The organism is Ochrobactrum sp. Marseille-Q0166 (assembly GCF_014397025.1).
GTDB lineage: Bacteria > Pseudomonadota > Alphaproteobacteria > Rhizobiales > Rhizobiaceae > Brucella.
On the sequence record NZ_JACJUO010000003.1, the window covers coordinates 504,357 to 529,934 of the forward strand.

Consider the following 25,578-nt stretch of genomic DNA (forward strand, 5'->3'; position numbering starts at 1 on the left):
CGAACTGGTTATCGTAAACTTCATAATGGCGTCCTCGATTGGGGAGAGACCACCCGTTGCGCCAACCACATCGTTCTTCTCGGCAGACTAGACGCAATGAAGGCGTAGATCGGCTAGCGTCGGCCTGTTTCCTACGGCGGCAACTCATCGGTCATGGTCGACGACACTTCCGCCTGGCAGTTCAATGTCGATGCACCGGACAGGGCATCTGTGGCAGACATCACCTACAGTGGGCCGCGCCCCAATCAGGAAACCATGAGCGTCCCAGCGAGAGCATTTTGCCTGAGGCAATGCCGGCTCAATTCCTCGGGTCTTATGATAACACAGTTAGAACCTGAAGAAATCGATAAGAATGCGTTTGCTTCACTGGGAAATCTGGGCCGGAGCATTCATTCTACATCTGTCCGTTTGCTGAGCTGAAGTGCCCTTATGAGTAGAAGGATCAACACGAGGAAGCCCGATATCCCCTGCAACAATTCTGGCCAGCCGGGACCGAGACTGCTTGAAGCTGCGAGCTTTTGCCAAAGGGCGCCACCGATAACCACGTTAATGAGTAGGACGATCAGAAGTGTTAAGAAAACTGGATCGGAGATTATGCGCTTGTTATTCTGCGTCATCGGTCTTCATTCCTATTGGGTTTGAGCATTGAAATAAATCGAATTTTACAACAAAAACCAATAATTAACGCCCGGTCTGGCTAGAGATGAGGCTGCTGTTGCGAGCGGGCGTCCAGATTGTCAGACGGGGTGTGATTTCATGACAATAGCCCTCCGCCGGACGGAAACCACCGGCGAAGGGCACAAGGTTTACCGCCTTGTTGCGATACCGGCTGTGAGGATGCCAGTCAGGGTAAGGAGTGCGATTCCCAGGATAACATAACGAGCAGCGTCGATAACGTTTTCGCCCCCAGCGGCCATCAGCGTTCCAGAAAGAGCCGAAGTAATAGAGAACGCAATGAGCTGAGTAGTGGTAATAGCCGCTGCCGCTTTTGCTCCTTCCGCGGGATCATCTGTAGCGCTCATGGCAGCGACGCCGAGCAGTGGCCATGCCAGTCCGATGCCCGCGCCGGCGATGGTCAGAACGGCAGCCCAGATCGCGACCATGGCAATATCGGTTCCGGGGACCTGCAGTAGCCCGTAGGCAATGAGGCCGCCCGTCAGGAGGAGTGGACCCAGACGGATGGCACGCCGCTTGCCGGCATCCGACGAAATAGAAACGACGAACAATTGCGCGATGACCCAGGCGAGAGAAAGGACGGCGCCGAGAAGACCGGCCACAAGGGGCGTAAGGCTGGCGATCTTCTGTGCGAACAGCGGAATGAAAGTTTCGACCATCACACCGGCACTGAGTGTGGCAACCGTGATGTAGACCCATTTTAGCGAATTGCCGCGTCGATAGGTGATGTGTGGCAGGATCGTCTCGCGGGAGCGTCGCTCAACGATGACGAACAGCGTGAGAAGAACCAAACCTGCTCCTATCATAGTGAAAGTAGGCCATCCAATCGGAACGATTGAACTGAGACTGATAGAGACGATTGCCAGGATGAGGGGAACAAGTGAAGCAACGGGCACAGCCGTACGATGCCCGGAACCTTGCATGCCGCCGAAGGAACGCTGAGCGAGTATCGCGAAGGCAAGCGCCGCAAACGCAAGAGCGCCATAAGCCCAGCGCCATAAACCAAACTCGGCAAAAACGCCGCCCAGTGCCGGACCGAACAGCGTACCGAGGCCCCACATCGCCGACACAGCACCGGTTGCGCGTGCCCAGTGACGCTCGGGCAGCGCCGACCGGATGACCGCGTAACCGAGGCCTGCCAGCAGACCGCCGCCCAAGCCCTGTACGACACGACCGAGGATCAATAGTTCCATGCCAGGGCTAGCGGCGTTTCCTGCGGCTCCCACGGCAAATGTAATAAAGCCCAGAACATAGGCCGTTCCTGCCCCCTTCCAGTCGAGGAGACGGCTTACGAAGAGCGAAGCGACGATAGCGGCGACGACGAAAGATGTTGTTACCCAGGCATAATAATGCTGACCGCCAATATCTGCCACGATCGACGGCATCAGCGCTGCCGTAAAATAGAGGTTCATAGCGTAAAGGAGAACGCCGCTGGCAAGAACCGTGAGGATGGCAAGATTGCGTCCGGAAAGAAGGTCAGCCCATGTACTGTTATCAGATCCTGCATTTCCATTGGCGCCTGCAGGTGTTGCTGGTCGTGTCATATCGTAGCTCCGAGAGTAAAGGTTCAGGCGGTCTTGTCGCGCGCGGGCATGTTGAGAACGGTCACGAGGAGAGAAATAGCAAATACAATGATAGGTGCCGCGGAATGGTCGTAGTCACCATGGATGAGTGTGGTCAGGGTTGCCGCGGCCATTACAATGGCACCGAGAGCTGCGCCGTAAAGGCGGGTCCTGTATCCGACCAGAAGCAACGCCGCGCAAAGCTCCAGAAGGGCGGTCAGATAATGGAACCAGTCCGGATAGCCCCAACGGGCATAGGCAGCGGCATTATCGGGTGAAAGGAAGGTGTTGCCGTAGGCGCCGAACAGGAAAAAGGCAGCAAGTAACCATGCCACGACAGCTTTGAGCGACAGGATGGTTTTATTCATAATACCCCACTTTCAGCGGAAGCGACCGCGCCGGTTTGATCCATCTGGACGAGCGGCGTCTTCCATAATAGATTGAATGACCATTCTAGTTATTTGAAAACCCAACTGATCGTCAAGATAGATCGAACGATCATTCTATTTAAGGAGGCAACATGGCGCGCGCGCGCATACCCGAGCAACATGAGGGCAAAAGGAAGGAGATTCTGGAAGCTGCCCATCGCTGCTTCCTGAAGCACGGGCTGCAGGGGGCCTCAATCTCAATGATCTGCAAGGAAGCAGGCATGAGCGCGGGGCATCTCTATCACTACTTTCCGAGCAAGGATGCCATCATTGAACAGATGGCCAATGAGTACCTCTCAACCCTTCATACTTATTTCGAACGCCGACAGGATAGCAAAGACGTTGCGGCTATACTGCTGTCCGAAATCTGGAGCATGACAAGCTGGGACGACACGGCGCATTGCCGTATTCTGTTTGAACTTCTGGCTGAGGCCGGGCGTAATGATCGGGTGCGCGATATCCTTGCAGATAATACCAAATCCGTACGGCAGTTGCTGGCGCAGACACTGAAATCTGGTCAGGAGGGTGGAAAGGTCGATCCAGATCTCAATCCCGATGATACCGCGGCCATGTTGATCGCTATAGTGGATGCTGCCCCGATGCTGCCCTTGATGGTTCCCGGCATTAGTTTCGAGGAGAGCAGAAAACTCATCACTACGATGGTCAGGAGATTTCTCAGTCCCGATGTCTCGGAAACGTAAATTCAGGCAAGAGACGACATGAAATCTTTCTTTCTAACTCTTGTCGAGACTGTCGTTGATGGCTTTGCTGGTGTGGGCCAAGCGGAAACGCGCCATGAAAAAAGGCTGCATCGGATGCTTGTTTTTGTTGTTATCTTTTTTCTGATCGGCCTGATTGTCGTCGATCATTTTTATGGCACGGAGGATGCGGCTGGTCGATTCTGCGAGAAAAACCAGTCCACATATGAATCAGTCAGCGATTGCATGATCCGTCATGAAAAGATTGCAGGTGCTTTGAGAACGATCGGAGAACTGGATCAAAGCAGCGTCAAGGCATGTTCGCATGAGCATGGTGATGATCTTTATTCTGTTTGGAATTGCGCTTTACTTAAGGATGGAACGAGAGTTTCCGAGCGGTACCGCATGCCTGGCGAGGGTGATTGATGCATCGCGATGATAAATCGCAGATGGTCTGCTCTAAGCACATTGCAAAATCCGGATTTCACCGCTGTTACTGGGGCTGATTTAGAAATGGCATCATTCGTTCTTATCCATGGAGCATGGCACGGCGGCTGGTGTTGGCAACGGCTTGTTGACAGGCTTCGATCGGAGGGGCACACCGCCGTTGCACCAACCTTGTCGGGACTTGCTGAGCGTGCCGATCTCCTGTCAGCGCAGATCGATCTGACGACTCACACAGAGGATATAGTTTCGCAAGTCCGCGCAAGCGGTTGTCGCGATGTTACTCTGGTGGCGCACAGCTATGGCGGTTTCCCAGCGGTGGCTGCCGTGGGGCGCCTTGGAGAACTGGTCTCACATCTCGTGCTTCTGGATGCTTTCTTGCCGGAGGACGGTGAAAAATTGCTGGATCACGCGCCGTCCCTGATCGACATCTATGCCGCCAAGGTTTCTGAAGACGGGAACTGGCATATTCCACCACTTCGCTCCGCCGAGTTCGGCGTGACGGAAGCTGATCAGGCATGGGTTGACGGGAAGCTGACGCCACATCCGGTGGCAAGCTATTTCGAACCGGTGACGCTCAACCCGCTTATGGTCCCTCACAAAACATATATTCGCTGTCGTGAGGCAGACGGAACATTTCTGGCTCGCTCAATATCACGGGCGATAAGCGGCGGTTGGCATTATGTTGAGATTGACGCTCCGCATGACGCCATGATCTCACATCCGGATATTGTTGCTTCGGTATTGATAGAAACGAGATGATCGGAAGTCCAGGACATTTCCACGAGGCTCAGATGTGGCGGTATATTAGCCGCTTCGTGATGTTGTGCGAATAGCGGCGCCAAGGGTACGTAGAGCGGTCCGGGCTGTGTCGTCGGCGAGATTCGAATAGAGAATAACATCCCTCGTGGGGAGTTCAGGCAGTCCGAGCGGCAGCGTGAGGTCGAGAGTTCCTAATGGCGCGACGCGCCGTACCATGGCTGCGACTGCAACCCCTGCCGCGACCGCAGCGCCGATCGTTGCAACGCCTCCTCCAACAAAAACTGTTTGCCAGGGAATACGGCTTTGTTCGAGTGCAGCAATTGCCATGGCCCTTACGCTGCAAGGTTCCGGCTGGGTTGCAAGTCGCAGGGGCTCCTTGGGTCCCGTCTTGTATTCCGGGGATGCCATCCAGCCAAATTCTTCGGAATGAATTATCTCGCCACCGCGGCGGCCATTGCCATGCTGAAGGATGATTGCTGCATCGAGCGCACCGTTATCGAACTCCTCAAGGGTTTTGCGTGAGGATGACAAGTGCAACTCCAGGATAATTCCGGGTTGCGCGGTACTGAGGCGTTTCAATAAAAGCGGTAAGTCACTTCCAACAAGATGATGGCTTATCCCAACGACGAGGCGGCGGCTAGCGCTGCCAAAGCAACTCACCGCCTCCTCATGCTTGCAAAGAAGCGCGCGGGCATGTGGAAGAAAAGCCTCTCCGTCCATCGATAGTGCGACACGACGAGGTGTACGGTCAAGCAATCTGCGACCTAGAGTGTCTTCGATCCGCCTGATTTTCAGGCTGACTGCCGCTTGCGTGGTATCGAGCGCTTCCGCAGCTCGTGTAAAGCTCTTCATTTCTGCTGCGAGCACAAAGGCTTGTAGAGCATCTATATCCAGCGATTTCATGTCGAAAGATAACGTTTTCTTATCATTGAAACAATAGTGTCCGTCTTTCTCATATCATGGACCGGCGTTTATTCTCACGTTCGTAGAACTGTCTACGAAATCGGAGTGACACTGGATGAAAAAACTGTTCGATCCCCTTGCTGACAAGCTCACCCCCTTGGGCGCGCTTATTGCACATTTTACAGGGATTCTCATCACTTCGACGTTTGTTCTTTTGCTTTCTTTTATGCTGGCTCGGTTGTTGGTGGCTTTAATGAAGTAAAACGGCTTCAATGCGATCTGAAATATCAGGACCTGACCACAATCGGATAAAGAGACGCTACCAAAAGCGTGGCCATCGAGATGTTGAAGAGCTTCAGCTGGGCGGGTTTGGTCAGGAAAGATCGAAGACCGACTCCGAAGCTCGCCCATATTCCAACGCATGGGGCATTGAGCAAAGCCATAAGTGTTGCCATAGCCAGAACCGATACCACAGAAGGGTGTGGCGGCAGATAGGCGGCAACGGCGCCGAGAGCCATCACCCAAGCCTTCGGGTTAACCCATTGGAAGGCTGCGGCTCCCAGAAAGCCCAACGGTTTGCCCGCTTTGCTGTCGGAATTATCCGGCGTGCCTGATCGGGCTATCTTGTAAGCCAGATAGACCAGATATGCTGCACCAACCCAGCGTAACAAAGCGTTCAGCATGGGATAGAGATCGAAGACTGCGCCCAAACCCATTCCCACGACCATAACCATCGCAGCGAATCCCAGGCTGATTCCCAGGACGTGTGGCACTGTTCGCCGGATCCCGAAATTCACACCGGAAGCCAGCACCATCATATTGTTCGGTCCCGGTGTGATCGATGTGACGATAGTATAAATGCTCAGCGCAACAACAGTCTGTATCAGCCCAAGGTCGGAATTGATCGCGTCCGGGAAATTATACATTTGCCGTATCCTTCTTCTGACGCGATATATAGAACGTGACACACTTTCAAAAATAGCATTAAAGTGTCACGATACACTATTGAGGTGGTACGGATGCGTAAACGGTCCCCCTGGCAGCCACGATTGGCCGACGGTACGGCGAATGCCGCTGAGCGTTTGATGCAGGCAATGAGCGAAGATATTTTTGAGGGACGCTTGACGAGCGGCGACCGGCTGCCTGCTCATCGGGATCTGGCTTGGAAACTGGGTATCGGCGTCGGTACGGTCACGAAAGCTTATGCCATGCTGGGGAGGCAGGGGCTCACGCGTAGCGTCAAGGGGCGCGGCACCTTTGTCGCGACCAGAGCGGCGCGTTCCGGCCCTCGCATCGATCTATCGATCAATACGCCGCCCGCAATGATCGGAGAGCGGCTCCTGGCACGCACGCTCACGACGATCGCTCACAAGATCGATACCGCTCACCTCAACCTCTACGCACCGCTGGCGGGTCACGAGGAACATCGACGGTTGCTGGCCCGTTGGCTAGAGACTTTTTCACTTGCCGTCGATCCGAGACAGGTCATCCCGACAGCCGGTGCACAACAGGCAATTTCGTTGGCGTTCGATTTCGCATGCGGGCTCGATGGTGTCATTCTCACCGAACGGCTGACCTATCCCGGAGCCATTGCGCTGGCCCGCCATAGAGGCTATCGGTTGCGTGGAATAGAACTTGACGAAGAAGGCATGATGCCGGACGCGTTGGCCGCGACCCTGGACGAAGAGGCGTCTGTTCCCTACCGGGCCGTCTATGTCACGCCGACCCTGCACAATCCAACCACCGCCACAATGGGTGGCGCCCGCCGGCAGGCCATCGTCGAAATCTGCCGGCGGCGGAACACCGTCATTATCGAGGACGGTGTATACGCAACGGACTTCGACTCCGGATTGCTTCCTCTTGCCGCTCTTTCGCCGGAACACGTTGTTCACGTCGCCAGCCTTTCCAAGACGCTCGGTCCGGGATTGCGGATCGGCGCACTAACTTTGCCGCCTGGAATGGAAGAAAGGGCAGAGGCTTTCTTGAGGGCGCTGCCAATAGGGCCGTCGCCGCTATCCATGTCGGTGATGGAGGACTGGCTTGTGAACGGTGTTGTCGCATCGGTCAGACAGGCGATCGGCATCGAGACCCGCCGTCGCACAGCGCTCGCCGCGTCGCTGCTTGGACAGGAGACTTGCCACGTTCACCCTGCGGCGCTTCACGCCTGGCTGCCGATGTCTCGCAGCAAGGCGGAGCAGTTTGCGCTAACAGCCTCGGCCCTCGGCGTGATGGTGACTGCGCCGGACAGCGTCGTCGTCGATCCTGATGATCAAGCGACCGGGATTCGCTTATGCTTGGGCGGCCCTTCACCGGACGATCTGAAAAGGGCGCTTGTCGTGCTCGCCGATCTGATCGTCTCGTCGGAATCCATATCGTCTCTCTCCGCAGTTCGGACGCCGCAGCGCTGACGGAAGCGCTGCATCTTCTAAACCAGGTGTCCACAAATATTGATGCTGGTGACGTAGGGATTTCAGGTCACCGGCGTGGTTGTGACAGACGGCTTCTCCCGGTATTGCAGAATGCGGTCGATTAGTCCCCATTCAAGTGCTTCTTCTGCCGTCATGAAACGATCGCGGTCCATGGCGCGTTCGAACTCTTCGTAGCTGCGTCCGCTATGTTCGGCATATAACCGGGTCATGCGTTGTTTGATTTTCAGGATTTCCTCGGCGTGGATGAGCATGTCCGATGCCTGCCCCTGAAAGCCGCCAGAGGGCTGATGGACGAGTATGCTGGCATTGGGCAACGCAGCGCGGTGTCCCGGTTCGCCCGCCATCAGCAGGAACGATCCCATGGAGCGCGCCGTTCCCATGCACAGCGTATGCACAGGCGCGCGGATGTAGCGCATGGTGTCATACATGGCGAGGCCGGAGGTCACTACTCCGCCTGGCGAGTTGATGTAAAGATTGATCGGCTTGTTAGGGTTTTCCGCTTCAAGGAACAGCAATTGGGCACAGACCAGAGCTGAAACGGCATCGTTTACCTCGCCGTTGAGGAAAATGATCCGCTCTCGGAGAAGACGGGAGTAAATGTCGAAAGACCGCTCCCCTCTGCTGGATTGTTCTATGACCATAGGGACGAGTTGCATTGCTTCGCGCATCGGCGAACTCCAATCTTCAAGAATTTGTGAGGAAACCTCGCCGTGTCAGGCGGCGAGCAAGAAGGGACCGCTGTTATTGTTGGCAGCAGCCTTAGTCGTCTGGTCGAATTTCACATCCGTCCGTTCGTGGATGACCTGCAAGGTTGTTCCGCCGACCGCATTCGGAGCGATCCTGAACGTCACCGTGCTTTCAAAAAATGGCGGGGTGTTGTCGCGCATCCTGTAGCGGACTTCCTCACCGGGCGTAACGGAGGCCGCCTCGGGATCGGCCAGCGCCTCCTTCGGCAGCCATTGTTCCCGGAACTCCGGAATGCTGATCGCCCGCCAGACCTTTTGCGGCGGCTCGCTGAGTTCATACTCGAGTTCGATGCCGTTTCTCTGCTCTTCGGTCTTTGTTTCGTTCATTGGTCCATATCCTTCAGCAAGACCTTGAGAGCTTCAATGCGCTGAGGCCAGTAGGCGTGATATTTCGCCAGCCATTGCGCGATAAGAGCGAGCCCTTCCGGGTCGACCTCATAATTCACGAAACGCCCGTGACGCTGTTCCCGCACAAGCTTGGCGCCTCGCAGAACCGCCAGATGTTGAGACATCGCCGGCTGGCTGATCTCCATGCCCTCACGCAAGGCGCTGGCATTCATGCAGCCAGCCGCCAGCTTCTCGTAGATCGCGCGGCGGGTAGGGTCGGCCAAGGCTCGGAATATATCGTTCTCATTCATGCTGATACATAAGCATGCACTTATGCGATTCGCAATACTATTCCCGGGCAGGGAGGGCTAGTTTTTTGATTCGGTGATTAGTCCGGTCTTCGCGCGTTTTGCGATAAGGCGAAAGGTTGGACCCGAAAATTCATCGTTCGCCTGGCGCCATCGCGAAACTTGACTTTTACACCCTTCTTTGTAGTTTTCGGGTGCGACCGTTTCGGTAGTAGTGATCTTTCATTCTTCTAATCGGCCGAAACTTGGTATTTCGACGATTAAAAGGCGGCATAGTTCGGATTTCATGACAACGTACACGACCGACAACCGCGACGATCTTATGTCGGTTTATCTCCGGCATTGGAAGGTATTGCGAGGTCTCCTCAAAAAGCGCTTCGGTTCGCATGAGCTTGCGGAAGACGCGTTGCAAGAGACCTGGCTTCGTCTCGCCGGCATGAAATCCGAGCCGCATGTCCAGGACAGGCAGGCATTTATTCTTCGTGTTGCGGGTAATATCGCGATTGACCTTGTCCGCAGGGAAGGCCGTCATAGCTCACGTTGCGTCAGCGATGAGGCTTTGCTTAAGGCCATCGCGGATAATTATCCTTCGCCCGAGACTTTCGCGGTTGACCGGGATCAACTCCGCTTTCTGGCCGTCGCTTTGGCCCAGTTGACGACTAAAGCGCGGACCGTGCTTCTCTTAAGCCGCTGTGATGGACTGTCCCACCGCGAAATTGGTCGGCGCCTCAATATTTCGGAAAGCATGGTGGCAAGATATCTCGCGCAAGCTTTGCGGCATTGTCGAGATCATTTCCGTGCGTCCTCATGATTTTTATCGCCATTTCGGTATATCATCGGCTTACTTGTATCGTCCTAGATAACGAGAGCACATTTTTGCAGGCGGATATGCCGGCGCAGATTCTATAAGTGAAGACCCACCGATGACTTCACACAGTAAACAGAAACAGGCGGATGTCGCCTTGAGCGATGAGGCGATTGATTGGCTCGTCATACTCAGTTCTGGTCGGGCCACACAAGAAGATCATGCAGCTTTCAATGAATGGCGCCAGACAAGTCCGGCGCATGAATTGGCCGCGCGCGAAGCAGAGACCATCTGGCATGGGCTGGGTATTGTTGGCGATGAAGCCCGTCACGAGGAAAAAAAGGCCAGGCAAGCCAGGATACCGCGCCGGGCCTTCCTTGGTGCCGCTGGGCTGGCCATGTTTGGTATCGTCGGGGAACGGCTGGGAATGTTCGCAACTGGCGGATTCGCTGACTATTCCACAGGTGTTGGAGAACAGCGTACAATCGCGTTGTCCGATGGTTCATCGGTCCAGTTGAATGCAAATACAGCTCTTTCGGTTGACTTCACAGAACAAGCACGGACGCTGAGCCTCTATGAAGGACAGGCAACATTTACAGTTGCGCGTGATCATAATCGGCCTTTCATTGTCGAAGCCAGAGGTGGAAATACCCGAGCGGTTGGAACGGTTTTCGATATAGATATTCAGTCCGAAGCGGTCGTCGTAACTGTCGTGGAGGGAACCGTCGCGGTCAGGTCTGACGCCGATTCTGAAAAGAGTGTGACGGCGAGCGCAGACCATCGGGTTCGCTATTCGTCCGATTTTCTGACCGAGGCCGAAGCCGTCGATTCCGGCCTCCAAACAGCATGGCAACGCGGCAAGCTTATTTTTGACAGGAAGCCGTTGGGCGAAGTTGTCGCGGAAATAAGGCGCTACCGCGCCGGGCAAATAGTCGTTGTGAACGACCGGCTTCGCTCGCTCTCCGTTACCGGCGTGTTCGATCTGTCTGATCCCGATATGATCCTGCGCACCATCGAGGAAACCCTTCCGGTCCGTGTGACGCGGCTGCCGCTTGTCACGATCCTGCGATGAGGTCCCCAACGTTCGAAAAACGCAGCAAGCGGTGGCGATAATTCGGACGAAAACGGTAACCTGAGCCGAGACGTCAACTTTTTTCTCGTTCCATAGTGCAAGATCGCTTTTTTCATTTCGTCCTTGAAATCAGAGGCTGTTGAGAACGCGACTTTTCGTGGTCGTCGGCATCCTGCAGAACGAAAAATGAGAAGGGCGGATAGCATCCGATGGGCGACGTGAGGAATCAGAAACAAAGCAGATGCGGTTTCAGGCATCCTGGAAATGCAATATTGAAGCGATCTGCGGCAATTTTCGTGGCAACAGGATTGACTGGAGGGCCGGTCGGTCCGGTTTACGGCCAAGAGCCCACAATTCAGCGGGCTGCCACGGACATTAAGTTCAACATACGAGCACAGGCGCTCGGCTCGGCACTCACCACCTATGCTGACAGGGCTGGCCTCAGACTGTTGCTTCCGTCAAGTGTTGTTGAAGGAAAAAGAAGTCCTGGTCTCAATGGAAACTATACGAGAGAGCAGGCGCTGGCTCGCCTTCTCGCGGGAACAGGTTTGAATTACCGTTTCACAAACGGGAATACCGTGACGATTGTTGAGCCGCAATCTACCGGTGTCCTTTCTAGTAATGATTCTACTGTTCTTGAAACGATTGTGGTGCAGGGACAGGGTCCCACGACCGAGGGGACAGGTTCATATACAACGACGCAGATGAGCACGGCTACAGGGTTGCCGCTTTCGATTAAGGAAACGCCACAGTCGGTAAGCGTTGTGACACGTCAGAGGATGGATGACCAGATACTGAATTCCACTGCTGATATATTGAAGACAACGACCGGTATTCAGGTACAGGAATGGGACAGTCAGCGCACCGAGCCATTCTCCCGAGGCTTTTATCTGGATAGCTTTCAGTATGACGGTGTGGCATTGAACAATCTGGACGCGATGTATGGCGAACATCGCTCCGATACGCTGCAATATGACCGGGTGGAGGTTCTTCGCGGCGCAAACGGTCTGATAACAGGCTCTGGGAATCCGTCCGGAGCCGTCAACTTTGTGCGCAAGCATGCCGACAGCAAAGTCTTGACCGGCGAGATAAGCTCGACCGTTGGTTCCTGGAAAGATTTTCGCGAAACTCTTGATGTAACCACTCCGCTGAACGCGGATGGGTCGGTTCGAGGCCGAGTCATTGTTTCGAGAAATGATAAGGATTCATTCATTGATCGGCAATCAACCCAATCCGGGCTATTTTACGGGATATTGGACGCTGACCTAGGCCCGGACACAAAGTTGTCTTTAGGGGCTGAATACCAACATCGAGATATAGACAGCGCGATTTGGTCCGGTTTGCCAATATTTTTCAGTGACGGAACGCGCACTCATTTCAGGCGTAGCCTGAACACCGCGCCAGACTGGGCTTATTGGGATACGGAAAACACTAACATTTTTGGCAGTTTCGAACATCGTTTTGAAAACGACTGGACCCTGAAACTGGACGCAATTCATGTTCATAAGAAAGGCGAAGCAAAACTTCTTTACACCTGGGGGCAACCGGATCCTGTAACCGGTCTGGGCCTCGATCCATCACCTTCTTACTATTGGCATGATGCGACACAGACAGTGTTGAGCGCCAAGCTTAATGGTTCCTACGAACTGTTCGGGCGGCAGCACGAATTCTTCTCTGGTGCAACAGCCGATTGGATGGATGAAGATTATGCCTATTATCTGCCGGTGAACGCCGCACCGTTCGGGAGCATCTTTGAATCTGATGGAAGTTACCCAGAGCCGGGCTGGGGGAGCGAGCGCCTGCGCGTTTCGAAAATCGATCAGTTCGGCGCATATGCCGCCACCCGTCTGAACATCACCGATGAACTGAAGTTCATTGGCGGTGCGCGTTTTTCGCATATCGAGACCGAAACGGTGCGTAAGTGGACTGGCGCGAGTACGGCTCAGACCGAAGATGAAGTAACACCATACTTCGGCGTCACATATGACCTGACGTCCAACCTCAGTGTATATGCGAGCTATGCTGACGTTTTTCGTGTCCAGACGGAACGAGACATTAACGATCAATATCTAGATCCCGTAACCGGCAGCAACATCGAGGCAGGCATTAAAGGAACCTGGTTTGACGATCGCCTGAATGGCTCGATAGCGATATTCCGCGCTATGGAAGACAACGTGGCGGTTGCAACAGGAGAGTACATCCCCGGCACGACGACACTTGCTTACCGTACTGCACAAGGCGTGGAAACCAAAGGGATCGAAGGCGAACTATCAGGAGAGCTGACACCCGGTTGGAATCTCACTCTTGGAGCCACCGTGCTTGAAAGCAAGGACGGAGAGGGAAATGAGGTCAATACCACCCTTCCGCGCGAAATGGTTCGATTGTTCACGACTTACACTCTTCCCGGTGAATGGAATAAGCTGACCATCGGTGGTGGAGTGAATTGGCAGGGCAAGACTTATCTGCCAATCAGTACAACCACGGGAACAGTACGCTACACGCAAGCACCCTATGCAACTGTGAGCCTGATGGCGAGGTACGACTTCAACGAAACGGTTTCCGCTCAATTCAATGTCGAAAACCTGTTCGACAAGAGATACGTCCAGATACTGGAGGGCGACGAGCAAATTTCCTTTGGAGCGCCGCGAAGAGCATTCCTACGGCTCTCCGCGAAATTCTGAGCGAGAACATGAAACATCGCCGTCTAATTCGCAAACAGAAAGGGCAATCGTCTCCTACAAACATGGGGCGGCGGCGTGTGCTCTTCGGCATGACGGCGATGTCGCTTGTCACCGTTGCGGACAAGGTTCATGGAGATACACCTTTTCCCGCCACCATCAGACACGCATTTGGCGTAACAAATGTTAGTCGTGAACCAGTGCGAGTTGTAACACTTGGCTGGGGTGGTGAGGATGCTGTCATAGCACTCGGAAAAGTTCCGATTGCAATGACTCGCTATCCTTATTGGCAAAGTGGTATTGCGGATTGGAACATGGCGGGCATCGGTGCTTCCAAGCCGGTATTGTTGGGCAATAGTCTCGATTTCGAAATGATCGCGCTCTTGAAGCCGGATCTAATTCTGGCGGTCTTTTCCGGCATTGACGCTCTTGCTTACAAGCGATTGTCGCGAATTGCTCCGGTGGTGACATTTGAAAAGGCTCCTTGGTCGGCTGACTGGAAAGCGCAGATGCGTCTTGCCGGTCGGGCGTTGGGACGCGTATCAGCGGCACAGAACCTGATCAACAATACAGAAGAGAAACTGGATTTTCTTTGCCGAAAATATCCAAACCTTCAAAACAAAACCGCGGCATTGGTTGCGCATTTCCCGATGCAAGCCGGGATTGATGTTTACCTTGATGGAGATACGCGTTTCGATCTGTTGAAATCTCTTGGTCTTGTAACGCCGAACACCATCGCCGGTTTGGGCAGAGCCGATAGGGGACGATATTCTGTGTCGATCGGACTTGAACGTGTAGATATCATTGACGCAGATGTCATCGTCGGCTGGTTTGGACACGGGCTTCACGCTGCAATAAAGGCCCAGCCGATCCTTGCTACAGTGCCAGCAATCAAGAATGGACAGGTTGTTACGCTGGATTCGCCTGATGAAATCTGGTCCGTTCTGTCGCCGACGGCACCCTCCATTCTTCAAGGCTACCCACAACTCGTCAAGCGCATATCCGAAGTACTGGCAAGGACATTTCTGTGACAAACCTTAAGCATTCTCGACTTAACCGGCCTGCTCGCAACGACAATAGGAAAAGAGATTATTGTGAGCCTTACGTCGAGGATTACTTTTTTGGCGAAGCGATCATAGTCGAGAGATTGTCGCCATCGTTGATCCGGGTTGTTCTAAAGGTTGAAGACGGCGAACGGTTGGTACCAAGTGGTCACCCCGATGAATGGGTGCGGCTGGCATTGAAGCCGGACGCTCAGACGCCCGTAACGTTGCCTGTAAAAATGGAGAACGGCAAATGGGGCAGACCTGACGGTTCGCAGCATTGCCCAAACCGTCCTTATACAATCCGCCGCTGGAACCCCGCCACATGCGAGATCACTATAGATATAGTTGTCCATGAAGATGGTGTCGCTGCTTCATGGGCCATGAATGCAAAAATCGGCGATGTGGTTGGCATCTGCAATCCGGAAGGCCGCTTCTGGATTCCCAGGGGCAGTCAGTGGCTTCTGATGCTGACCGACATTACCGGTATTCCGGCTGTTGGTCGTGTTCTGGAAGAACTGCCGGAAGGGTTTCGAGCCATTGTACATGTGGAAGTTCCATCGGAGGATGATCGGCAGGTCATAGCCACCAAGGCTGATGCTTTGGTTACCTGGCACGCCTGTCATGGTTTGAAGCCAGAACGGCCTGGATATACGGAGTTGCCGCGTATTGCGCGCACGATCACGGAGCTGCCAGAGGGTTCCGGCTATATTTACATCGCCGGTGAAGCGCGGGCGGTTTCTGATTGCCGCAAGCATTTCCGCGATGTGCTTGGCTTCGACAAGAACCGTATTGACGCCATAGGCTACTGGATCGAAGGGCAGGCGCGAGTTTGAGTGTTGTTGTTTCGCCTCACGACGATAAGGAAGGAACGGGATTTGTTATCGGCAACACCAAGCGGCTGACCGGCCTGCTGCTTGGTCTTGCTATGCTCGTAGCTATTTCGCTCACAAGCCTCCTGTTCGGTGCGCGACCAATTTCAGTATGGACGGCGCTCGGTGCGTTGTTCTCGCCCGATATGCAGTTGATTGATCACATAGTGGTTCGTGACTATCGCCTGCCGCGCACCTTGCTCGGCCTGCTTTGCGGCGCGGCTTTCGGCGTGTCGGGCGCGCTGATACAGGCCGCGACGCGCAATCCTTTGGCCGATCCGGGCATTCTCGGCGTCAATGCAGGAGCCGCCTTTTTCGTGACGCTGGCGGTTGGGCTATTCGGCTTTCATTCCATTGACGCCTATCTCTGGTTCGCCTTTCTCGGCGCGATCCTTGTCACTCTTGCAGTTTACGTGCTCGGGGCAGCGGGCCGTGACGGTGCAACGCCGGTTCGGCTTGTGCTGGCCGGCGTCGCGCTGTCGGCCGTGCTTGGTGGGATTGGATCTGCGATCACTTTGCTTGATCCGCAAGCCTTCGATTCCATGCGCTTCTGGTCCATTGGCTCGGTTGCCGGAAGGAATATGGAGATTGTGGCAACGGTCGCTCCGTTCATAGGGATTGGGCTGGTGATTGCTTTGATTGCCGCCCGTTCTCTCAACGCCGTGGCGCTCGGTGACGATCTGGCTCGTTCGCTGGGTGCCAACATTCTACGCGCCCGGATACTGACCCTCATCGCCGTAACCCTTCTGGCTGGAGCCGGCACCGCCGCTTCCGGTCCGATCGGCTTCGTGGGCCTGATGGTCCCGCATGTGGTGCGGTGGTGTACCGGCCCGGATCAACGCTGGATCATCCCCATGACTATGATCTATGCGCCGGTGCTGCTGCTGGCTGCCGATATTGGCGGACGCCTGGTCCTGTTTCCGGGCGAACTGGAGGCCGGCATCGTCACCGCCTTCATTGGCGCTCCGGTGCTTATCCTGCTTGCACGTCGGAAGAAAGCGAGTGGGTTATGATAGCCGCCGTATCATCCCATCTCGATTTCGGCCGTTCCGTATACGTCCTGCGAAGTGTTGGTGGTCGTCTGTCGGCCCGGTTCGACAAGTTATCGATATTCACCGGTTTTGTGCTTGCTGTTATCGCACTCGGTATTGCCGGTCTTTCGCTGGCAAGCGGCAAGTATCCGGTCGCGTTGGCTGACGTGCTTGCCGCGCTCGCCGGTCGTGGCGACGACATGGTGCGAATGATCGTGGTGGAATGGCGTCTGCCGCGCGTGGCGCTGGCCTTCCTGCTCGGCGGCGCGCTCGCCATGAGCGGAGCGATCTTCCAGAGTCTCACCCGCAATCCGCTTGGTTCACCCGACATTATCGGCTTCTCGGCCGGCTCCTATACCGGCGCACTGGTGGTCATCCTGCTTCTGTCCGGCGGCTATTACGAGACGGCGGCTGGCGCGCTGATCGGCGGCATCGTCACGGCGATGGCCGTTTATCTTCTGGCCTATTGGCGCGGCGTGCAGGGTTTCCGCCTGATCGTCGTCGGCATCGGTGTGGCGGCGATGCTGTCGGCCTTCAACGCATGGATGATCCGCGAGGCAGATCTTCAGGTAGCCATGTCTGCTGCCATATGGGGCGCAGGCTCGCTCAACGGCCTCGGTTTCGAACAGCTGGCGCCGGTTGTGGGGGCCCTTGCCGTTATTACTCCGCTGACCCTCTTGCTTTCACGCCCGATGCGTCAGCTCGAAATGGGCGACGATGTGGCAAGAGCATCCGGTGTCAACGCCAACCGCACGCGGCTTGCCCTGATGGTTCTCGGCGTGGCGTTGACGGCAATCGTCACCGCCGCTGCCGGTCCGATCTCCTTCATCGCACTCGCCGCACCCCAGATCGCAAGGCGGCTGACCCGAGCCGCCGGTGTCGCTCTCATTCCATCCGCGCTGACGGGCGGTCTTCTGTTGCTTGCCGCCGACTGGGCCGCACAGCATGCTTTCGGCGTTCAGCTCCCCGTCGGCGTCATGACGGTCAGCATCGGCGGTCTCTACTTCATCTGGCTATTGATACGGGAGGGCCGTAAATGACCAATTCTCAATTCCGGTCTGGTCGCCTTCACGTCGACAACGTAACCCTGCGCTATGACGAGCGGACGATTTCCAGAGGCCTGTCCGTCTCGATCCCGGATGGTTCCTTCACCGTGATCGTCGGGCCGAACGCCTGCGGCAAGTCCACGCTGCTCAGGGCATTGTCCCGGCTGCTCGTGCCTTCCGCCGGACAGGTGATCCTCGACGGGAGCAGCATTTCCGATCTTGCCGCGAAAGAGGTTGCCCGCCGTCTCGGTCTGCTGCCACAGTCATCAATCGCACCGGACGGCATTACGGTCGCCGATCTGGTGGCGCGCGGCCGCTATCCGCATCAGTCCTTCTTCCGGCAATGGTCAAAGGGTGATGAGGAAGCCGTCATCGCCGCGATGGAGGCAACCCGCGTCACGGATCTTTCCGGCCGACAGATGGATGAACTGTCAGGAGGCCAGCGCCAGCGTGTCTGGATCGCAATGGTGCTGGCACAGGAAACGCCCATCCTGTTGCTCGACGAGCCGACTACCTTTCTCGATATCGCCCATCAGATCGAACTCATGGACCTGCTGGCCGATCTCAACCGTCAGGGTCGCACCATCGTCGCCGTGCTGCATGATCTCAACCATGCCTGCCGTTATGCCTCGCACCTGATCGCCATGAAGGACGGCATGATCGTCGCAGAAGGCAGGCCTTCAACCATCGTCACAGAACGGTTGGTTGAAGACGTGTTTGGCCTGCCATCCATCGTCATTCCCGATCCGATGTCAAATACCCCGCTGATCGTTCCGAAGGGGCGTGAAGTCCTGACTGGTTATCAGGCGATGGAGCGCTCCAAATCAGACTCCGGCGATTTTCGTTATGATCAGGGTGCAAGAAGTACCACACGAATTCGTCTTGATAGTAGAGCCTCTAACGGTCGGTGGAACCACCGTGATTGAACTGTCTGAGCAATCCGCACCGTTGGAATCGAGGAAGGGCTAAATGAAAGGAGCAGCAGCGTGACTGATCTGCTGAAGCGCTTCGCCGCCTATTATCGTCCGCATCGCGGCCTGTTCGCACTGGACTTCTCCTCGGCCGTTGCGGCTGGCCTCCTGGAACTGGCCTTTCCCGTCGCCGTGACGCTGTTCATCGACCGGCTCCTGCCAACGGGCCAGCTTGGTTTGATCGCGCTGGCTTCTGTTGGCCTGCTGCTCATCTATCTGGTCAATGCCGGCCTTCAGGTCATCGTCACCTATTGGGGCCATATGCTTGGTCTCAAGATCGAGACCGAGATGCGGCGGAAAGCCTTCGACCATCTGCAAAAGCTCTCCTTCGGCTTCTTCGACAACCAGAAGACCGGCCATCTGGTCGCGAGGCTGACCAAGGACCTCGAAGAGATTGGAGAAGTCGCCCATCACGGCCCGGAAGACCTGTTCATCGCCATCATGACGCTGATCGGCGCGTTCATCCTGATGATGTGGGTGCACGTACCGCTGGCGCTGATCACCGCGATCATCGTTCCGATCACGGCAATCGTCACCACGCTTTACGGCAAGCGGATGATGGCAAACTCCCATGCGCTGTTCGGCCGGATCGGCGAGTTCAATGCCCGCATCGAGGAGAATGTCGGCGGCATCCGCGTGGTGCAGGCTTTCACCAACGAGGATCATGAACGGGCACTGTTCGCGGAGAACAATCGCAATTATCTCACAACCAAGCTGGAGTTCTACAGGACGATGGCGGCATCCATGTCGCTGTCCTACCTGTCCATGCGTTTCGTGCAGGTGATTGTGATGCTGGCGGGCGCATGGTTCGTCGTGCGCGGCGAGCTGACCGCTGGCGGCTTCGTTGGGTTCCTGCTGCTGGTCGGCGTGTTCTTCCGTCCGATTGACAAGATCAACTCGATCATAGAGAGCTATCCGAAGGGCATCGCCGGCTTCCAGCGCTACACGCGGTTCCTCGATACAAGGCCGGACATTGCCGACCGACCGGACGCACGTTCCGTCGAGCGGCTGAACGGTGATATCGACTATCACGATGTTCGGTTCGGCTACAGCCTGGACAAGCCGGTATTCGAGGGCCTGCACCTTTCCATCAAGGCAGGAGAAACGATTGCCTTTGTCGGCCCGTCCGGTGCGGGCAAGACCACGATATGCTCGTTGCTGCCGCGTTTCTACGAGGTGACGGGCGGCGCGATCTTGATCGACGGCATCGACATCCGCGACATGACCTTGAAGTCGCTGCGCTCCAATATCGGCATCGTCCAGCAGGATGTCTTCCTGTTCGCTGGCACCATAAGAGAGAACATCGCTTATGGCCGGCTCGACGCTTCGGAAGCGGAGATTGCCGAAGCCGCCCGCCGCGCAAGGCTGGATGGTGTAATCGCATCGCTGCCTGCCGGTCTCGATACGATCATTGGCGAACGCGGCGTCAAGCTTTCAGGCGGGCAGAAGCAGCGTCTTGCCATAGCCCGGATATTCCTAAAGAACCCGCCGATCCTGATCCTTGATGAGGCGACTTCCGCACTCGATACCGAAACGGAGCGCGCCATCCAGCAGTCGCTTGCCGAACTGTCGCAGGGCCGCACCACATTGGTCATCGCGCACAGGCTTGCGACCATCGCCAATGCAGACCGGATCGTCGTGGTCGAGGACGGCCGGATTGCCGAAGAAGGAAGCCACGCGGAACTGATCGTCCGTAAGGACGGCCGCTACCGCCAGCTTCATGCCGCGCAGGGCAGCGACCGTTTCGCTGTCGCCAACGACCGGAATCCGTCCGTCGTGCCGCTTGCCGGCGAATGAAAAGGGAGGAAGATGAATGCGCCTGACCCGACAGTCGGAAATAGCCATCGATATTCTGGTCGCCTGTGCCCAGTCGCTGGACAGGGTAATTCTGACCGCCGATGCAGCACGCTCGGCACATACATCGAAGGATCATGCTGCTCATATTGTGAGGCTGCTTCTGCAATCCGGGTTTCTGTTCGCCGAGCGGGGCCGCTACGGCGGTATCGGTCTTGCAATTCCTGCAGAGGAAATTCTTCTTGGCGATGTGCTGCGTCACGTTCAGCCTGATCTCGTGCGTCATGCCCAGAATCGAGACAGCGATAACGGACGGCAGACGGGTGACGTTAATCCGGTGTTTGTCGCAATCGCGACTGTCGCCGAGACGACATTCCTCGACATAATGAACCGTTACAGCGTCGCTGATCTTGCTGCCAACAGAAAATCGAAGTCCTCAGCGAAGAAGAACAACAAAGCTGTTTCGCTCCCCTGCAACGTTTGTGAATTGATGCACAGGGCAGTGCATATGCCGCAGCATGGAACACAGACCGAGGCCTATGACAGTGGAAAGGCAATGGTTTCTACCCATGGGTGATCGCCAGCCGGAAATAGAAGCAACAGCCGAAATGGTTGAGCGTCCTGGTGTTCGGCCTGTTTCCGAAGAATTGATGCCGGTTATGTTCTCCCGTTCTGAAGTCGTGCTCTGGTTAATAGCCGGTCTTGCCGTCTTTCTCGCTCATGGAGGCATATGGCTGTGGCTGACGCGCGAACCGCCGATCGAGATGGCTGACAATGCCCCGCCGCCTGCAATCATGATCGAGCTTGCGCCAGAGCCTGAGGCCATAGAAACCGAGACGAATGAAATCACCGAGCAGGCCGAGAACGCACTCGAAGCCAAAAGCGAGGCAAAGGAACCGGTCGAGGAGCCACAGGAGGAAGCGCAACAGCCCGTGCCGGAAGATGCCCAGCCGGAAGAACCGAAGGAGGAAATAGCGGAAACCGAGCCTGAAATCACACCGGAGCCGGAAATCGATCCGGTCGAGCAGGAGATCGTCACGCAACTGGAAAACGTCGAGGTTCCGATTCCGGTCTTTCGACCAAAACCGACTGAAAAAGAAAAGCCGGTTGAGAAACCAAAGCCGAAAAAACAGGATATGGTGCAAAAGCCAAAACGAGAGAAGCCTGCGCCGAAATCAAAGGCATCCACACAGGCCTCCGCACAGGTCACACAATCGAACCGCAACGCGGCAAACCAGAGCACGGCGGCGATGGGCTTCGGTTCTGTGTCGCCGGCAAAATGGCAATCGCGGCTGATGGCACATCTGGAGCGGCGCAAGCGCTACCCTTCAGGGGCGCAGTCGAGAAGAGAGGAGGGAACGGCCTATGTCCGGTTCCGCATTGATGACGCTGGGAATGTGCTGTCGGCGTCACTGGCACGATCATCGGGCTTCCCGGAACTCGACAATGCTGTGGTTGATCTCGTGCGCCGTGCCTCGCCGGTGCCAGCGCCGCCTCCAGGTGTCAACAAGACCATTACAGCCCCGGTGCGCTTTACCGTCAGGTGAGCGGGCCGCCTATCTCATAAGATATGAAACGAAAGACACACAATGCCGTATAAGATTCCGACGTCCTCCATGTTCGCCTCTGTCATCGCAGCCCTCTTACTTTCCGCCGTGCCGACCTTCGCTCAGGAAGCGCAACCAACCGCCAAGGGCGACCGTACTCTTGCCGCCGCACCGGTGCAGGACGACAAAAAACCCGCCGTCTCTCTGCCGAATGGCGCGGCTTCCATTAACGAGGTCTATGGCGACTGGACTGTCAATTGCGCCATTGCCGATAACAGCAAGCGTTGCGGTTTCAGCCAGGAACAGGGCAATAGCCAGACCGGCCAGCGCCTCTTCGCCATAGACCTTCAGCCGCCGGCGGATGGACAGACCAGCGGCGTCCTGTTGCTGCCATTCGGCCTGCATCTGGACGACGGCGTGAAGCTCAAGCTAGACGAGCAGAACCTTGGCCAAGGTGCTCGGTTCTCGACCTGCGTTCCGTCCGGGTGCCTCGTGCCGATCAGCTTTCCGACCGTCGCAACCGATGCCATGAAGAAGGCCGGGAAGCTCATCATCACTGCCACGCGCAACGGCGGCGGCGAGGTTCCGACGTTCACCGTCTCCCTCAATGGTTTCTCCGCCGCCATCAACAGAGTGACGGAGCTGGCGAAGTAACCCGGTTCTTCAACCGGATTGGGATGCGCATTTCAGGAGTGAGCATAGAAGTATTCAGACAAACACATAGCCCGGACCGGAAGGGAGGACAGGATTGGAACTACGCCATCTTCAGTACATCGTCGCCAGCGCCCGCAATGGCAGTTTCAGCGCGGCCGCGAACGAACTCAATGTCAGGCAACCGATTGTCAGCAAACGGATCAAGGAAGTCGAGGACGAACTTGGCATTCCGCTGTTCGACCGTGCTTCGACCGGCGCGCGTCTGACCCCGAGCGGTGAGGAATTCATCATCAGTGCGAGGCGTATAGTGGAGGACGTTCAGCAACTCAAGGAGCGGGCCAAAGCGAGCAAGGCCGGTAAACTTGGCCGGGTTGTCGTGGGCTTTTACAAATCACTTTCCACCGGTCGTTTGCGCACGACCCTTCGTGAATTTCGCCAAGGCAATCCTTCCATCGACGTCGAGCTGGTGGAGATGCCCTATATCGAACTCAGAGCAGGAGTATTGGCGAGTGCTATAGATGTGGCGATCATCCTTGGAGAACCGGGCAGGGTTACTTTGCTGAATACTCTTGCACTCGGATCGGAGCAACTCGTTGCGGCGCTACCGGAGAACCATCGGCTTGCGGAAAAATCCATCATCTACTGGCCTGAACTGAAAGGTGAGCGCTTCCTCATTAGCTATCACGATCCGGGGCCAGATATTCGCAATATCCTACTTCGTCATCTGGCAGCGCCTTCCGATCATCCAGAGATCGTTACGAGGCGGTTGAGCCGTGAAAGTATTCTGAGCGAAGTTGGAATCGGGCAGGGGATCAGCCTGCAATGCGAGGCCATTTCAGGCATAACCGGGCTTGGCGTCGTTTACAGGCCGGTTCACGATGGAAGCGGCGCGACCCGGCTTGGCTACATCGCCTGCTGGAAGCCGGAGAACAGAAACCCGGTTCTCACAACATTTCTGGACGCTCTGAAGCCAAAAAGCTGATTCGGCTTGCGGCGTCGAAGTGACGTCGCGCCATGTGTTTTCCACACCGAGAGCGGCAAGTATTTTTTCGACCCTCTACGACCGCGTGCGAAGTCTGAAATAATCTTGTTGCGAAGGCGTAAATTGTGCCTTTCTTGATTGTCCCCGTCGCCATCCGACCGTGTTGCGGATGGCCGGAAGGGGACCATCATGACCGGGACGTTATCTTACGCGGGGCGCGGATGCTGCGCACGGCGCTCGGGCTGAACATCGCGCGCTATCTCGAAGATCCTGATATCGTCGAAGTGATGCTGAACCCAGACGGCCGCTTGTGGGTGGACCGCCTGAAGGAAGGCCTTGCCGATACCGGCGAGATTCTGTTGCCGGAAGACGGCGAGCGCATCGTGCGGCTGGTCGCCCACCATGTCGACGCAGAAGTCCATGCTGGCAATCCTCGCGTCTCGGCCGAACTGCCGGAAACCGGCGAGCGGTTCGAAGGGCTGTTGCCGCCTGTCGTCAAGGCCGCGACCTTCGCGATCCGCAAACCCGCCGTCGCCGTCTTCACCCTGTCGGATTACGTGGCGGGCGGGATCATGACACAGGCGCAGGCCGATGTTCTCAGGCTCGCCGTCGAAAAGCGCAAGAATATTCTGGTTGCGGGCGGGACCAGCACCGGCAAAACCACGCTCACCAATGCCCTTTTGTCGGAAGTCGCCAAAACGGCGGACCGTGTGGTGTTGATCGAGGATACGCGAGAACTGCAATGCGCTGCGCCCAATCTGGTCGCCATGCGGACTAAGGACGGCGTGGCCTCGCTCTCCGATCTCGTAAAATCGTCGCTGCGCCTGCGGCCCGACCGTATCCCTGTCGGCGAGGTGCGCGGCGCGGAAGCTCTTGATCTCCTGAAAGCATGGGGAACTGGCCATCCTGGCGGGATCGGCACGATCCACGCCAATACCGCGATTGGCGCGCTACGCCGGCTCGAACAGCTCGTGCAGGAAGTCGTGATTTCGGTCCCGCGTGCGCTGATCGCCGATACCATCGACGTGATCGCCGTTCTCTCCGGCCGCGGTTCCGCCCGCCGCCTTTCCGAAATCGCCCTCGTGGACGGCATCGATCCCGTCAGCGGCGATTACCGCACCCTCAACGCTCAACTTTCTTCCGACCGCCAACCCCACCCGAAAGGAGAATAGCAATGACCATGTTTGCTCTGTCCGCATCTTGCGGCCTTCGCCGTCTCCGCATCCGTTTTGCCCACGCGACAGCGCTTGTGACCGGCACGCTGCTGATGGCGGCTCCCGCCCGCGCTTCCGGCTCCTCCATGCCGTGGGAAGAACCGCTGCAACAGATTCTGGAATCGATCGAAGGCCCGGTCGCCAAGATCGTCGCCGTCATCATCATTATCGCCACCGGCCTTGCGCTTGCCTTCGGCGACACAGGCGGCGGTTTCCGCAAGCTGATCCAGATCGTCTTCGGTCTCAGCATCGCGTTCGCGGCTAGTTCCTTCTTCCTCAGCTTCTTCTCCTTCGGCGGCGGAGCGCTGGTCTGATGGAGGAAGATGTTCGCGGCTTCTTTGCGCCGGTTCACCGGGCGCTGACCGAACAGATATTGCTCGGCGGCGCACCGCGTGCCGTCGCCATCGTCAACGGCACGCTCGCCGGTGCGGTGGGCCTTGGCCTTCGCCTCTGGGTCGCCGGTCTGGTGATCTGGGCCATTGGCCATTTTGCCGCCGTCTGGGCGGCGCGGCGTGACGCGCAATTCGTGGACGTCGGCCGTCGCCATCTGCGCTATCCGGCGCATATGGGCGTGTGAGGAGAGCACC

General features: G+C 56.4%; 29 protein-coding genes. 21 read left to right on the forward strand and 8 right to left on the reverse strand.

Annotation, left to right across the window (positions count from 1 at the left end):
- Nucleotides 1-389: 389 nt before the first annotated feature.
- The 3 genes from H5024_RS20820 to H5024_RS20830 all read right to left on the reverse strand — a co-directional run bounded on the left by H5024_RS20820 (nucleotide 390) and on the right by H5024_RS20830 (nucleotide 2,605).
- On the reverse strand, nucleotides 390-617 hold the full coding sequence (locus H5024_RS20820) for a hypothetical protein (protein WP_187549068.1): 228 nt from the start codon (nucleotides 615-617) through the stop codon (nucleotides 390-392).
- Between the two features lie 189 nt (nucleotides 618-806).
- Nucleotides 807-2,219, reverse strand: coding sequence for an MFS transporter (locus H5024_RS20825; protein ID WP_036588838.1), 1,413 nt, complete (start codon nucleotides 2,217-2,219; stop codon nucleotides 807-809).
- Nucleotides 2,220-2,242: 23 nt separating this feature from the next.
- Nucleotides 2,243-2,605 (reverse strand): DoxX family protein, encoded by a 363-nt coding sequence (locus H5024_RS20830; RefSeq protein WP_036588836.1) that lies wholly within the window; start codon nucleotides 2,603-2,605, stop codon nucleotides 2,243-2,245.
- A 152-nt stretch (nucleotides 2,606-2,757) separates the two neighbouring features.
- Here H5024_RS20830 and H5024_RS20835 point away from each other — a divergent pair, with 152 nt between their 5' ends.
- From H5024_RS20835 to H5024_RS20845, 3 genes are all read left to right on the forward strand, one after another.
- Complete coding sequence (locus tag H5024_RS20835) at nucleotides 2,758-3,366, forward strand: TetR/AcrR family transcriptional regulator (protein ID WP_036588833.1); 609 nt, start codon at nucleotides 2,758-2,760, stop codon at nucleotides 3,364-3,366.
- A 114-nt stretch (nucleotides 3,367-3,480) separates the two neighbouring features.
- Nucleotides 3,481-3,789 (forward strand): hypothetical protein, encoded by a 309-nt coding sequence (locus H5024_RS20840; protein WP_036588830.1) that lies wholly within the window; start codon nucleotides 3,481-3,483, stop codon nucleotides 3,787-3,789.
- 87 nt (nucleotides 3,790-3,876) lie between these two features.
- Entirely contained in the window at nucleotides 3,877-4,569 is a 693-nt protein-coding gene (locus tag H5024_RS20845) for an alpha/beta hydrolase family protein (protein ID WP_036588828.1), read from the forward strand.
- A gap of 45 nt (nucleotides 4,570-4,614) precedes the next feature.
- Here H5024_RS20845 and H5024_RS20850 read toward each other — a convergent pair whose 3' ends face one another.
- Nucleotides 4,615-5,472, reverse strand: a complete 858-nt coding sequence (locus H5024_RS20850; RefSeq protein WP_187549069.1) for a LysR family transcriptional regulator — start codon at nucleotides 5,470-5,472, stop codon at nucleotides 4,615-4,617.
- Between the two features lie 115 nt (nucleotides 5,473-5,587).
- On the opposite strand from H5024_RS20850, the gene H5024_RS20855 reads away from it, so the two are divergent.
- The gene (locus H5024_RS20855; RefSeq protein ID WP_021586616.1) at nucleotides 5,588-5,734 is read left to right on the forward strand and encodes a hypothetical protein; all 147 of its coding nucleotides are present in this window, start codon (nucleotides 5,588-5,590) and stop codon (nucleotides 5,732-5,734) included.
- 25 nt (nucleotides 5,735-5,759) lie between these two features.
- On the opposite strand, the gene H5024_RS20860 is transcribed toward H5024_RS20855, so the two are convergent.
- Nucleotides 5,760-6,398: a LysE family translocator gene (locus H5024_RS20860; protein WP_187549070.1), complete on the reverse strand. Its 639-nt coding sequence runs from the start codon at nucleotides 6,396-6,398 to the stop codon at nucleotides 5,760-5,762.
- A 123-nt stretch (nucleotides 6,399-6,521) separates the two neighbouring features.
- On the opposite strand from H5024_RS20860, the gene H5024_RS20865 reads away from it, so the two are divergent.
- A complete protein-coding gene (locus H5024_RS20865) occupies nucleotides 6,522-7,880 on the forward strand; it encodes a PLP-dependent aminotransferase family protein (RefSeq protein WP_348770727.1) in 1,359 nt (452 codons plus the stop codon).
- Between the two features lie 62 nt (nucleotides 7,881-7,942).
- Here the strand turns inward: H5024_RS20865 and H5024_RS20870 are convergent, their stop codons facing one another.
- Genes H5024_RS20870 through H5024_RS20880 form a run of 3 tightly spaced genes read right to left on the reverse strand, consistent with a single transcriptional unit; the run spans nucleotide 7,943 to nucleotide 9,285 of the window.
- The gene (locus H5024_RS20870) at nucleotides 7,943-8,569 is read right to left on the reverse strand and encodes an ATP-dependent Clp protease proteolytic subunit (RefSeq protein ID WP_036588821.1); all 627 of its coding nucleotides are present in this window, start codon (nucleotides 8,567-8,569) and stop codon (nucleotides 7,943-7,945) included.
- 45 nt (nucleotides 8,570-8,614) lie between these two features.
- Nucleotides 8,615-8,974: a hypothetical protein gene (locus tag H5024_RS20875; protein WP_187549071.1), complete on the reverse strand. Its 360-nt coding sequence runs from the start codon at nucleotides 8,972-8,974 to the stop codon at nucleotides 8,615-8,617.
- Nucleotides 8,971-9,285, reverse strand: coding sequence for a metalloregulator ArsR/SmtB family transcription factor (locus H5024_RS20880; RefSeq protein WP_187549072.1), 315 nt, complete (start codon nucleotides 9,283-9,285; stop codon nucleotides 8,971-8,973). The genes H5024_RS20875 and H5024_RS20880 overlap by 4 nt, the downstream gene beginning before the upstream one ends.
- Nucleotides 9,286-9,568: 283 nt before the next feature.
- On the opposite strand from H5024_RS20880, the gene H5024_RS20885 reads away from it, so the two are divergent.
- From H5024_RS20885 to H5024_RS20960, 16 genes are all read left to right on the forward strand, one after another.
- Entirely contained in the window at nucleotides 9,569-10,093 is a 525-nt protein-coding gene (locus H5024_RS20885; RefSeq protein WP_036588814.1) for a sigma-70 family RNA polymerase sigma factor, read from the forward strand.
- Nucleotides 10,094-10,205: 112 nt separating this feature from the next.
- Complete coding sequence (locus tag H5024_RS20890) at nucleotides 10,206-11,159, forward strand: FecR family protein (protein ID WP_187549073.1); 954 nt, start codon at nucleotides 10,206-10,208, stop codon at nucleotides 11,157-11,159.
- Between the two features lie 272 nt (nucleotides 11,160-11,431).
- Complete coding sequence (locus H5024_RS20895) at nucleotides 11,432-13,840, forward strand: TonB-dependent receptor (protein ID WP_187549074.1); 2,409 nt, start codon at nucleotides 11,432-11,434, stop codon at nucleotides 13,838-13,840.
- An 8-nt stretch (nucleotides 13,841-13,848) separates the two neighbouring features.
- Nucleotides 13,849-14,868: an iron-siderophore ABC transporter substrate-binding protein gene (locus H5024_RS20900; RefSeq protein WP_187549075.1), complete on the forward strand. Its 1,020-nt coding sequence runs from the start codon at nucleotides 13,849-13,851 to the stop codon at nucleotides 14,866-14,868.
- Nucleotides 14,865-15,716 carry a siderophore-interacting protein gene (locus tag H5024_RS20905; RefSeq protein WP_348770728.1) on the forward strand — a complete coding sequence of 284 codons (852 nt, stop codon included), beginning with the start codon at nucleotides 14,865-14,867 and terminating at the stop codon, nucleotides 15,714-15,716. The genes H5024_RS20900 and H5024_RS20905 overlap by 4 nt, the downstream gene beginning before the upstream one ends.
- A complete protein-coding gene (locus H5024_RS20910) occupies nucleotides 15,713-16,765 on the forward strand; it encodes an iron chelate uptake ABC transporter family permease subunit (protein WP_247875416.1) in 1,053 nt (350 codons plus the stop codon). Before H5024_RS20905 ends, H5024_RS20910 begins: the two co-directional genes overlap by 4 nt.
- A complete protein-coding gene (locus H5024_RS20915; RefSeq protein WP_187549147.1) occupies nucleotides 16,762-17,823 on the forward strand; it encodes an iron chelate uptake ABC transporter family permease subunit in 1,062 nt (353 codons plus the stop codon). The genes H5024_RS20910 and H5024_RS20915 overlap by 4 nt, the downstream gene beginning before the upstream one ends.
- Complete coding sequence (locus tag H5024_RS20920) at nucleotides 17,820-18,755, forward strand: ABC transporter ATP-binding protein (protein ID WP_187549076.1); 936 nt, start codon at nucleotides 17,820-17,822, stop codon at nucleotides 18,753-18,755. Before H5024_RS20915 ends, H5024_RS20920 begins: the two co-directional genes overlap by 4 nt.
- Before the next feature lie 60 nt (nucleotides 18,756-18,815).
- Nucleotides 18,816-20,597: an ABC transporter ATP-binding protein gene (locus tag H5024_RS20925; RefSeq protein ID WP_187549077.1), complete on the forward strand. Its 1,782-nt coding sequence runs from the start codon at nucleotides 18,816-18,818 to the stop codon at nucleotides 20,595-20,597.
- 16 nt (nucleotides 20,598-20,613) lie between these two features.
- Nucleotides 20,614-21,171: an Rrf2 family transcriptional regulator gene (locus H5024_RS20930; protein WP_187549078.1), complete on the forward strand. Its 558-nt coding sequence runs from the start codon at nucleotides 20,614-20,616 to the stop codon at nucleotides 21,169-21,171.
- Nucleotides 21,164-22,141, forward strand: a complete 978-nt coding sequence (locus tag H5024_RS20935; RefSeq protein WP_247875417.1) for an energy transducer TonB — start codon at nucleotides 21,164-21,166, stop codon at nucleotides 22,139-22,141. The genes H5024_RS20930 and H5024_RS20935 overlap by 8 nt, the downstream gene beginning before the upstream one ends.
- Before the next feature lie 69 nt (nucleotides 22,142-22,210).
- Nucleotides 22,211-22,795, forward strand: a complete 585-nt coding sequence (locus H5024_RS20940; protein ID WP_187549079.1) for an invasion associated locus B family protein — start codon at nucleotides 22,211-22,213, stop codon at nucleotides 22,793-22,795.
- A 94-nt stretch (nucleotides 22,796-22,889) separates the two neighbouring features.
- Nucleotides 22,890-23,777 (forward strand): LysR family transcriptional regulator, encoded by an 888-nt coding sequence (locus tag H5024_RS20945; RefSeq protein ID WP_187549080.1) that lies wholly within the window; start codon nucleotides 22,890-22,892, stop codon nucleotides 23,775-23,777.
- Nucleotides 23,778-23,998: 221 nt separating this feature from the next.
- Entirely contained in the window at nucleotides 23,999-24,949 is a 951-nt protein-coding gene (trbB, locus tag H5024_RS20950; RefSeq protein WP_187549081.1) for a P-type conjugative transfer ATPase TrbB, read from the forward strand.
- A gap of 95 nt (nucleotides 24,950-25,044) precedes the next feature.
- Nucleotides 25,045-25,305: a TrbC/VirB2 family protein gene (locus tag H5024_RS20955; protein WP_247875434.1), complete on the forward strand. Its 261-nt coding sequence runs from the start codon at nucleotides 25,045-25,047 to the stop codon at nucleotides 25,303-25,305.
- Nucleotides 25,305-25,568: a VirB3 family type IV secretion system protein gene (locus tag H5024_RS20960; protein WP_187549083.1), complete on the forward strand. Its 264-nt coding sequence runs from the start codon at nucleotides 25,305-25,307 to the stop codon at nucleotides 25,566-25,568. Before H5024_RS20955 ends, H5024_RS20960 begins: the two co-directional genes overlap by 1 nt.
- Nucleotides 25,569-25,578: the final 10 nt, after the last annotated feature.

Coding starts and splice junctions, on each gene's coding strand:
- H5024_RS20840 (WP_036588830.1), top strand. CDS start 3,481: ATGCTTGTTTTTGTTGTTATCTTTTTTCTGATCGGCCTGATTGTCGTC.
- H5024_RS20890 (WP_187549073.1), top strand. CDS start 10,206: ATGACTTCACACAGTAAACAGAAACAGGCGGATGTCGCCTTGAGCGAT.
- H5024_RS20880 (WP_187549072.1), bottom strand. CDS start 9,285: ATGAATGAGAACGATATATTCCGAGCCTTGGCCGACCCTACCCGCCGC.
- H5024_RS20845 (WP_036588828.1), top strand. CDS start 3,877: ATGGCATCATTCGTTCTTATCCATGGAGCATGGCACGGCGGCTGGTGT.
- H5024_RS20830 (WP_036588836.1), bottom strand. CDS start 2,605: ATGAATAAAACCATCCTGTCGCTCAAAGCTGTCGTGGCATGGTTACTT.
- H5024_RS20935 (WP_247875417.1), top strand. CDS start 21,164: ATGGGTGATCGCCAGCCGGAAATAGAAGCAACAGCCGAAATGGTTGAG.
- H5024_RS20955 (WP_247875434.1), top strand. CDS start 25,045: ATGGCGGCTCCCGCCCGCGCTTCCGGCTCCTCCATGCCGTGGGAAGAA.
- H5024_RS20885 (WP_036588814.1), top strand. CDS start 9,569: ATGACAACGTACACGACCGACAACCGCGACGATCTTATGTCGGTTTAT.
- H5024_RS20875 (WP_187549071.1), bottom strand. CDS start 8,974: ATGAACGAAACAAAGACCGAAGAGCAGAGAAACGGCATCGAACTCGAG.
- H5024_RS20900 (WP_187549075.1), top strand. CDS start 13,849: ATGAAACATCGCCGTCTAATTCGCAAACAGAAAGGGCAATCGTCTCCT.
- trbB (WP_187549081.1), top strand. CDS start 23,999: ATGCTGCGCACGGCGCTCGGGCTGAACATCGCGCGCTATCTCGAAGAT.
- H5024_RS20855 (WP_021586616.1), top strand. CDS start 5,588: ATGAAAAAACTGTTCGATCCCCTTGCTGACAAGCTCACCCCCTTGGGC.
- H5024_RS20820 (WP_187549068.1), bottom strand. CDS start 617: ATGACGCAGAATAACAAGCGCATAATCTCCGATCCAGTTTTCTTAACA.
- H5024_RS20920 (WP_187549076.1), top strand. CDS start 17,820: ATGACCAATTCTCAATTCCGGTCTGGTCGCCTTCACGTCGACAACGTA.
- H5024_RS20860 (WP_187549070.1), bottom strand. CDS start 6,398: ATGTATAATTTCCCGGACGCGATCAATTCCGACCTTGGGCTGATACAG.
- H5024_RS20930 (WP_187549078.1), top strand. CDS start 20,614: ATGCGCCTGACCCGACAGTCGGAAATAGCCATCGATATTCTGGTCGCC.
- H5024_RS20870 (WP_036588821.1), bottom strand. CDS start 8,569: ATGCGCGAAGCAATGCAACTCGTCCCTATGGTCATAGAACAATCCAGC.
- H5024_RS20940 (WP_187549079.1), top strand. CDS start 22,211: ATGTTCGCCTCTGTCATCGCAGCCCTCTTACTTTCCGCCGTGCCGACC.
- H5024_RS20835 (WP_036588833.1), top strand. CDS start 2,758: ATGGCGCGCGCGCGCATACCCGAGCAACATGAGGGCAAAAGGAAGGAG.
- H5024_RS20960 (WP_187549083.1), top strand. CDS start 25,305: ATGGAGGAAGATGTTCGCGGCTTCTTTGCGCCGGTTCACCGGGCGCTG.
- H5024_RS20850 (WP_187549069.1), bottom strand. CDS start 5,472: ATGAAATCGCTGGATATAGATGCTCTACAAGCCTTTGTGCTCGCAGCA.
- H5024_RS20915 (WP_187549147.1), top strand. CDS start 16,762: ATGATAGCCGCCGTATCATCCCATCTCGATTTCGGCCGTTCCGTATAC.
- H5024_RS20825 (WP_036588838.1), bottom strand. CDS start 2,219: ATGACACGACCAGCAACACCTGCAGGCGCCAATGGAAATGCAGGATCT.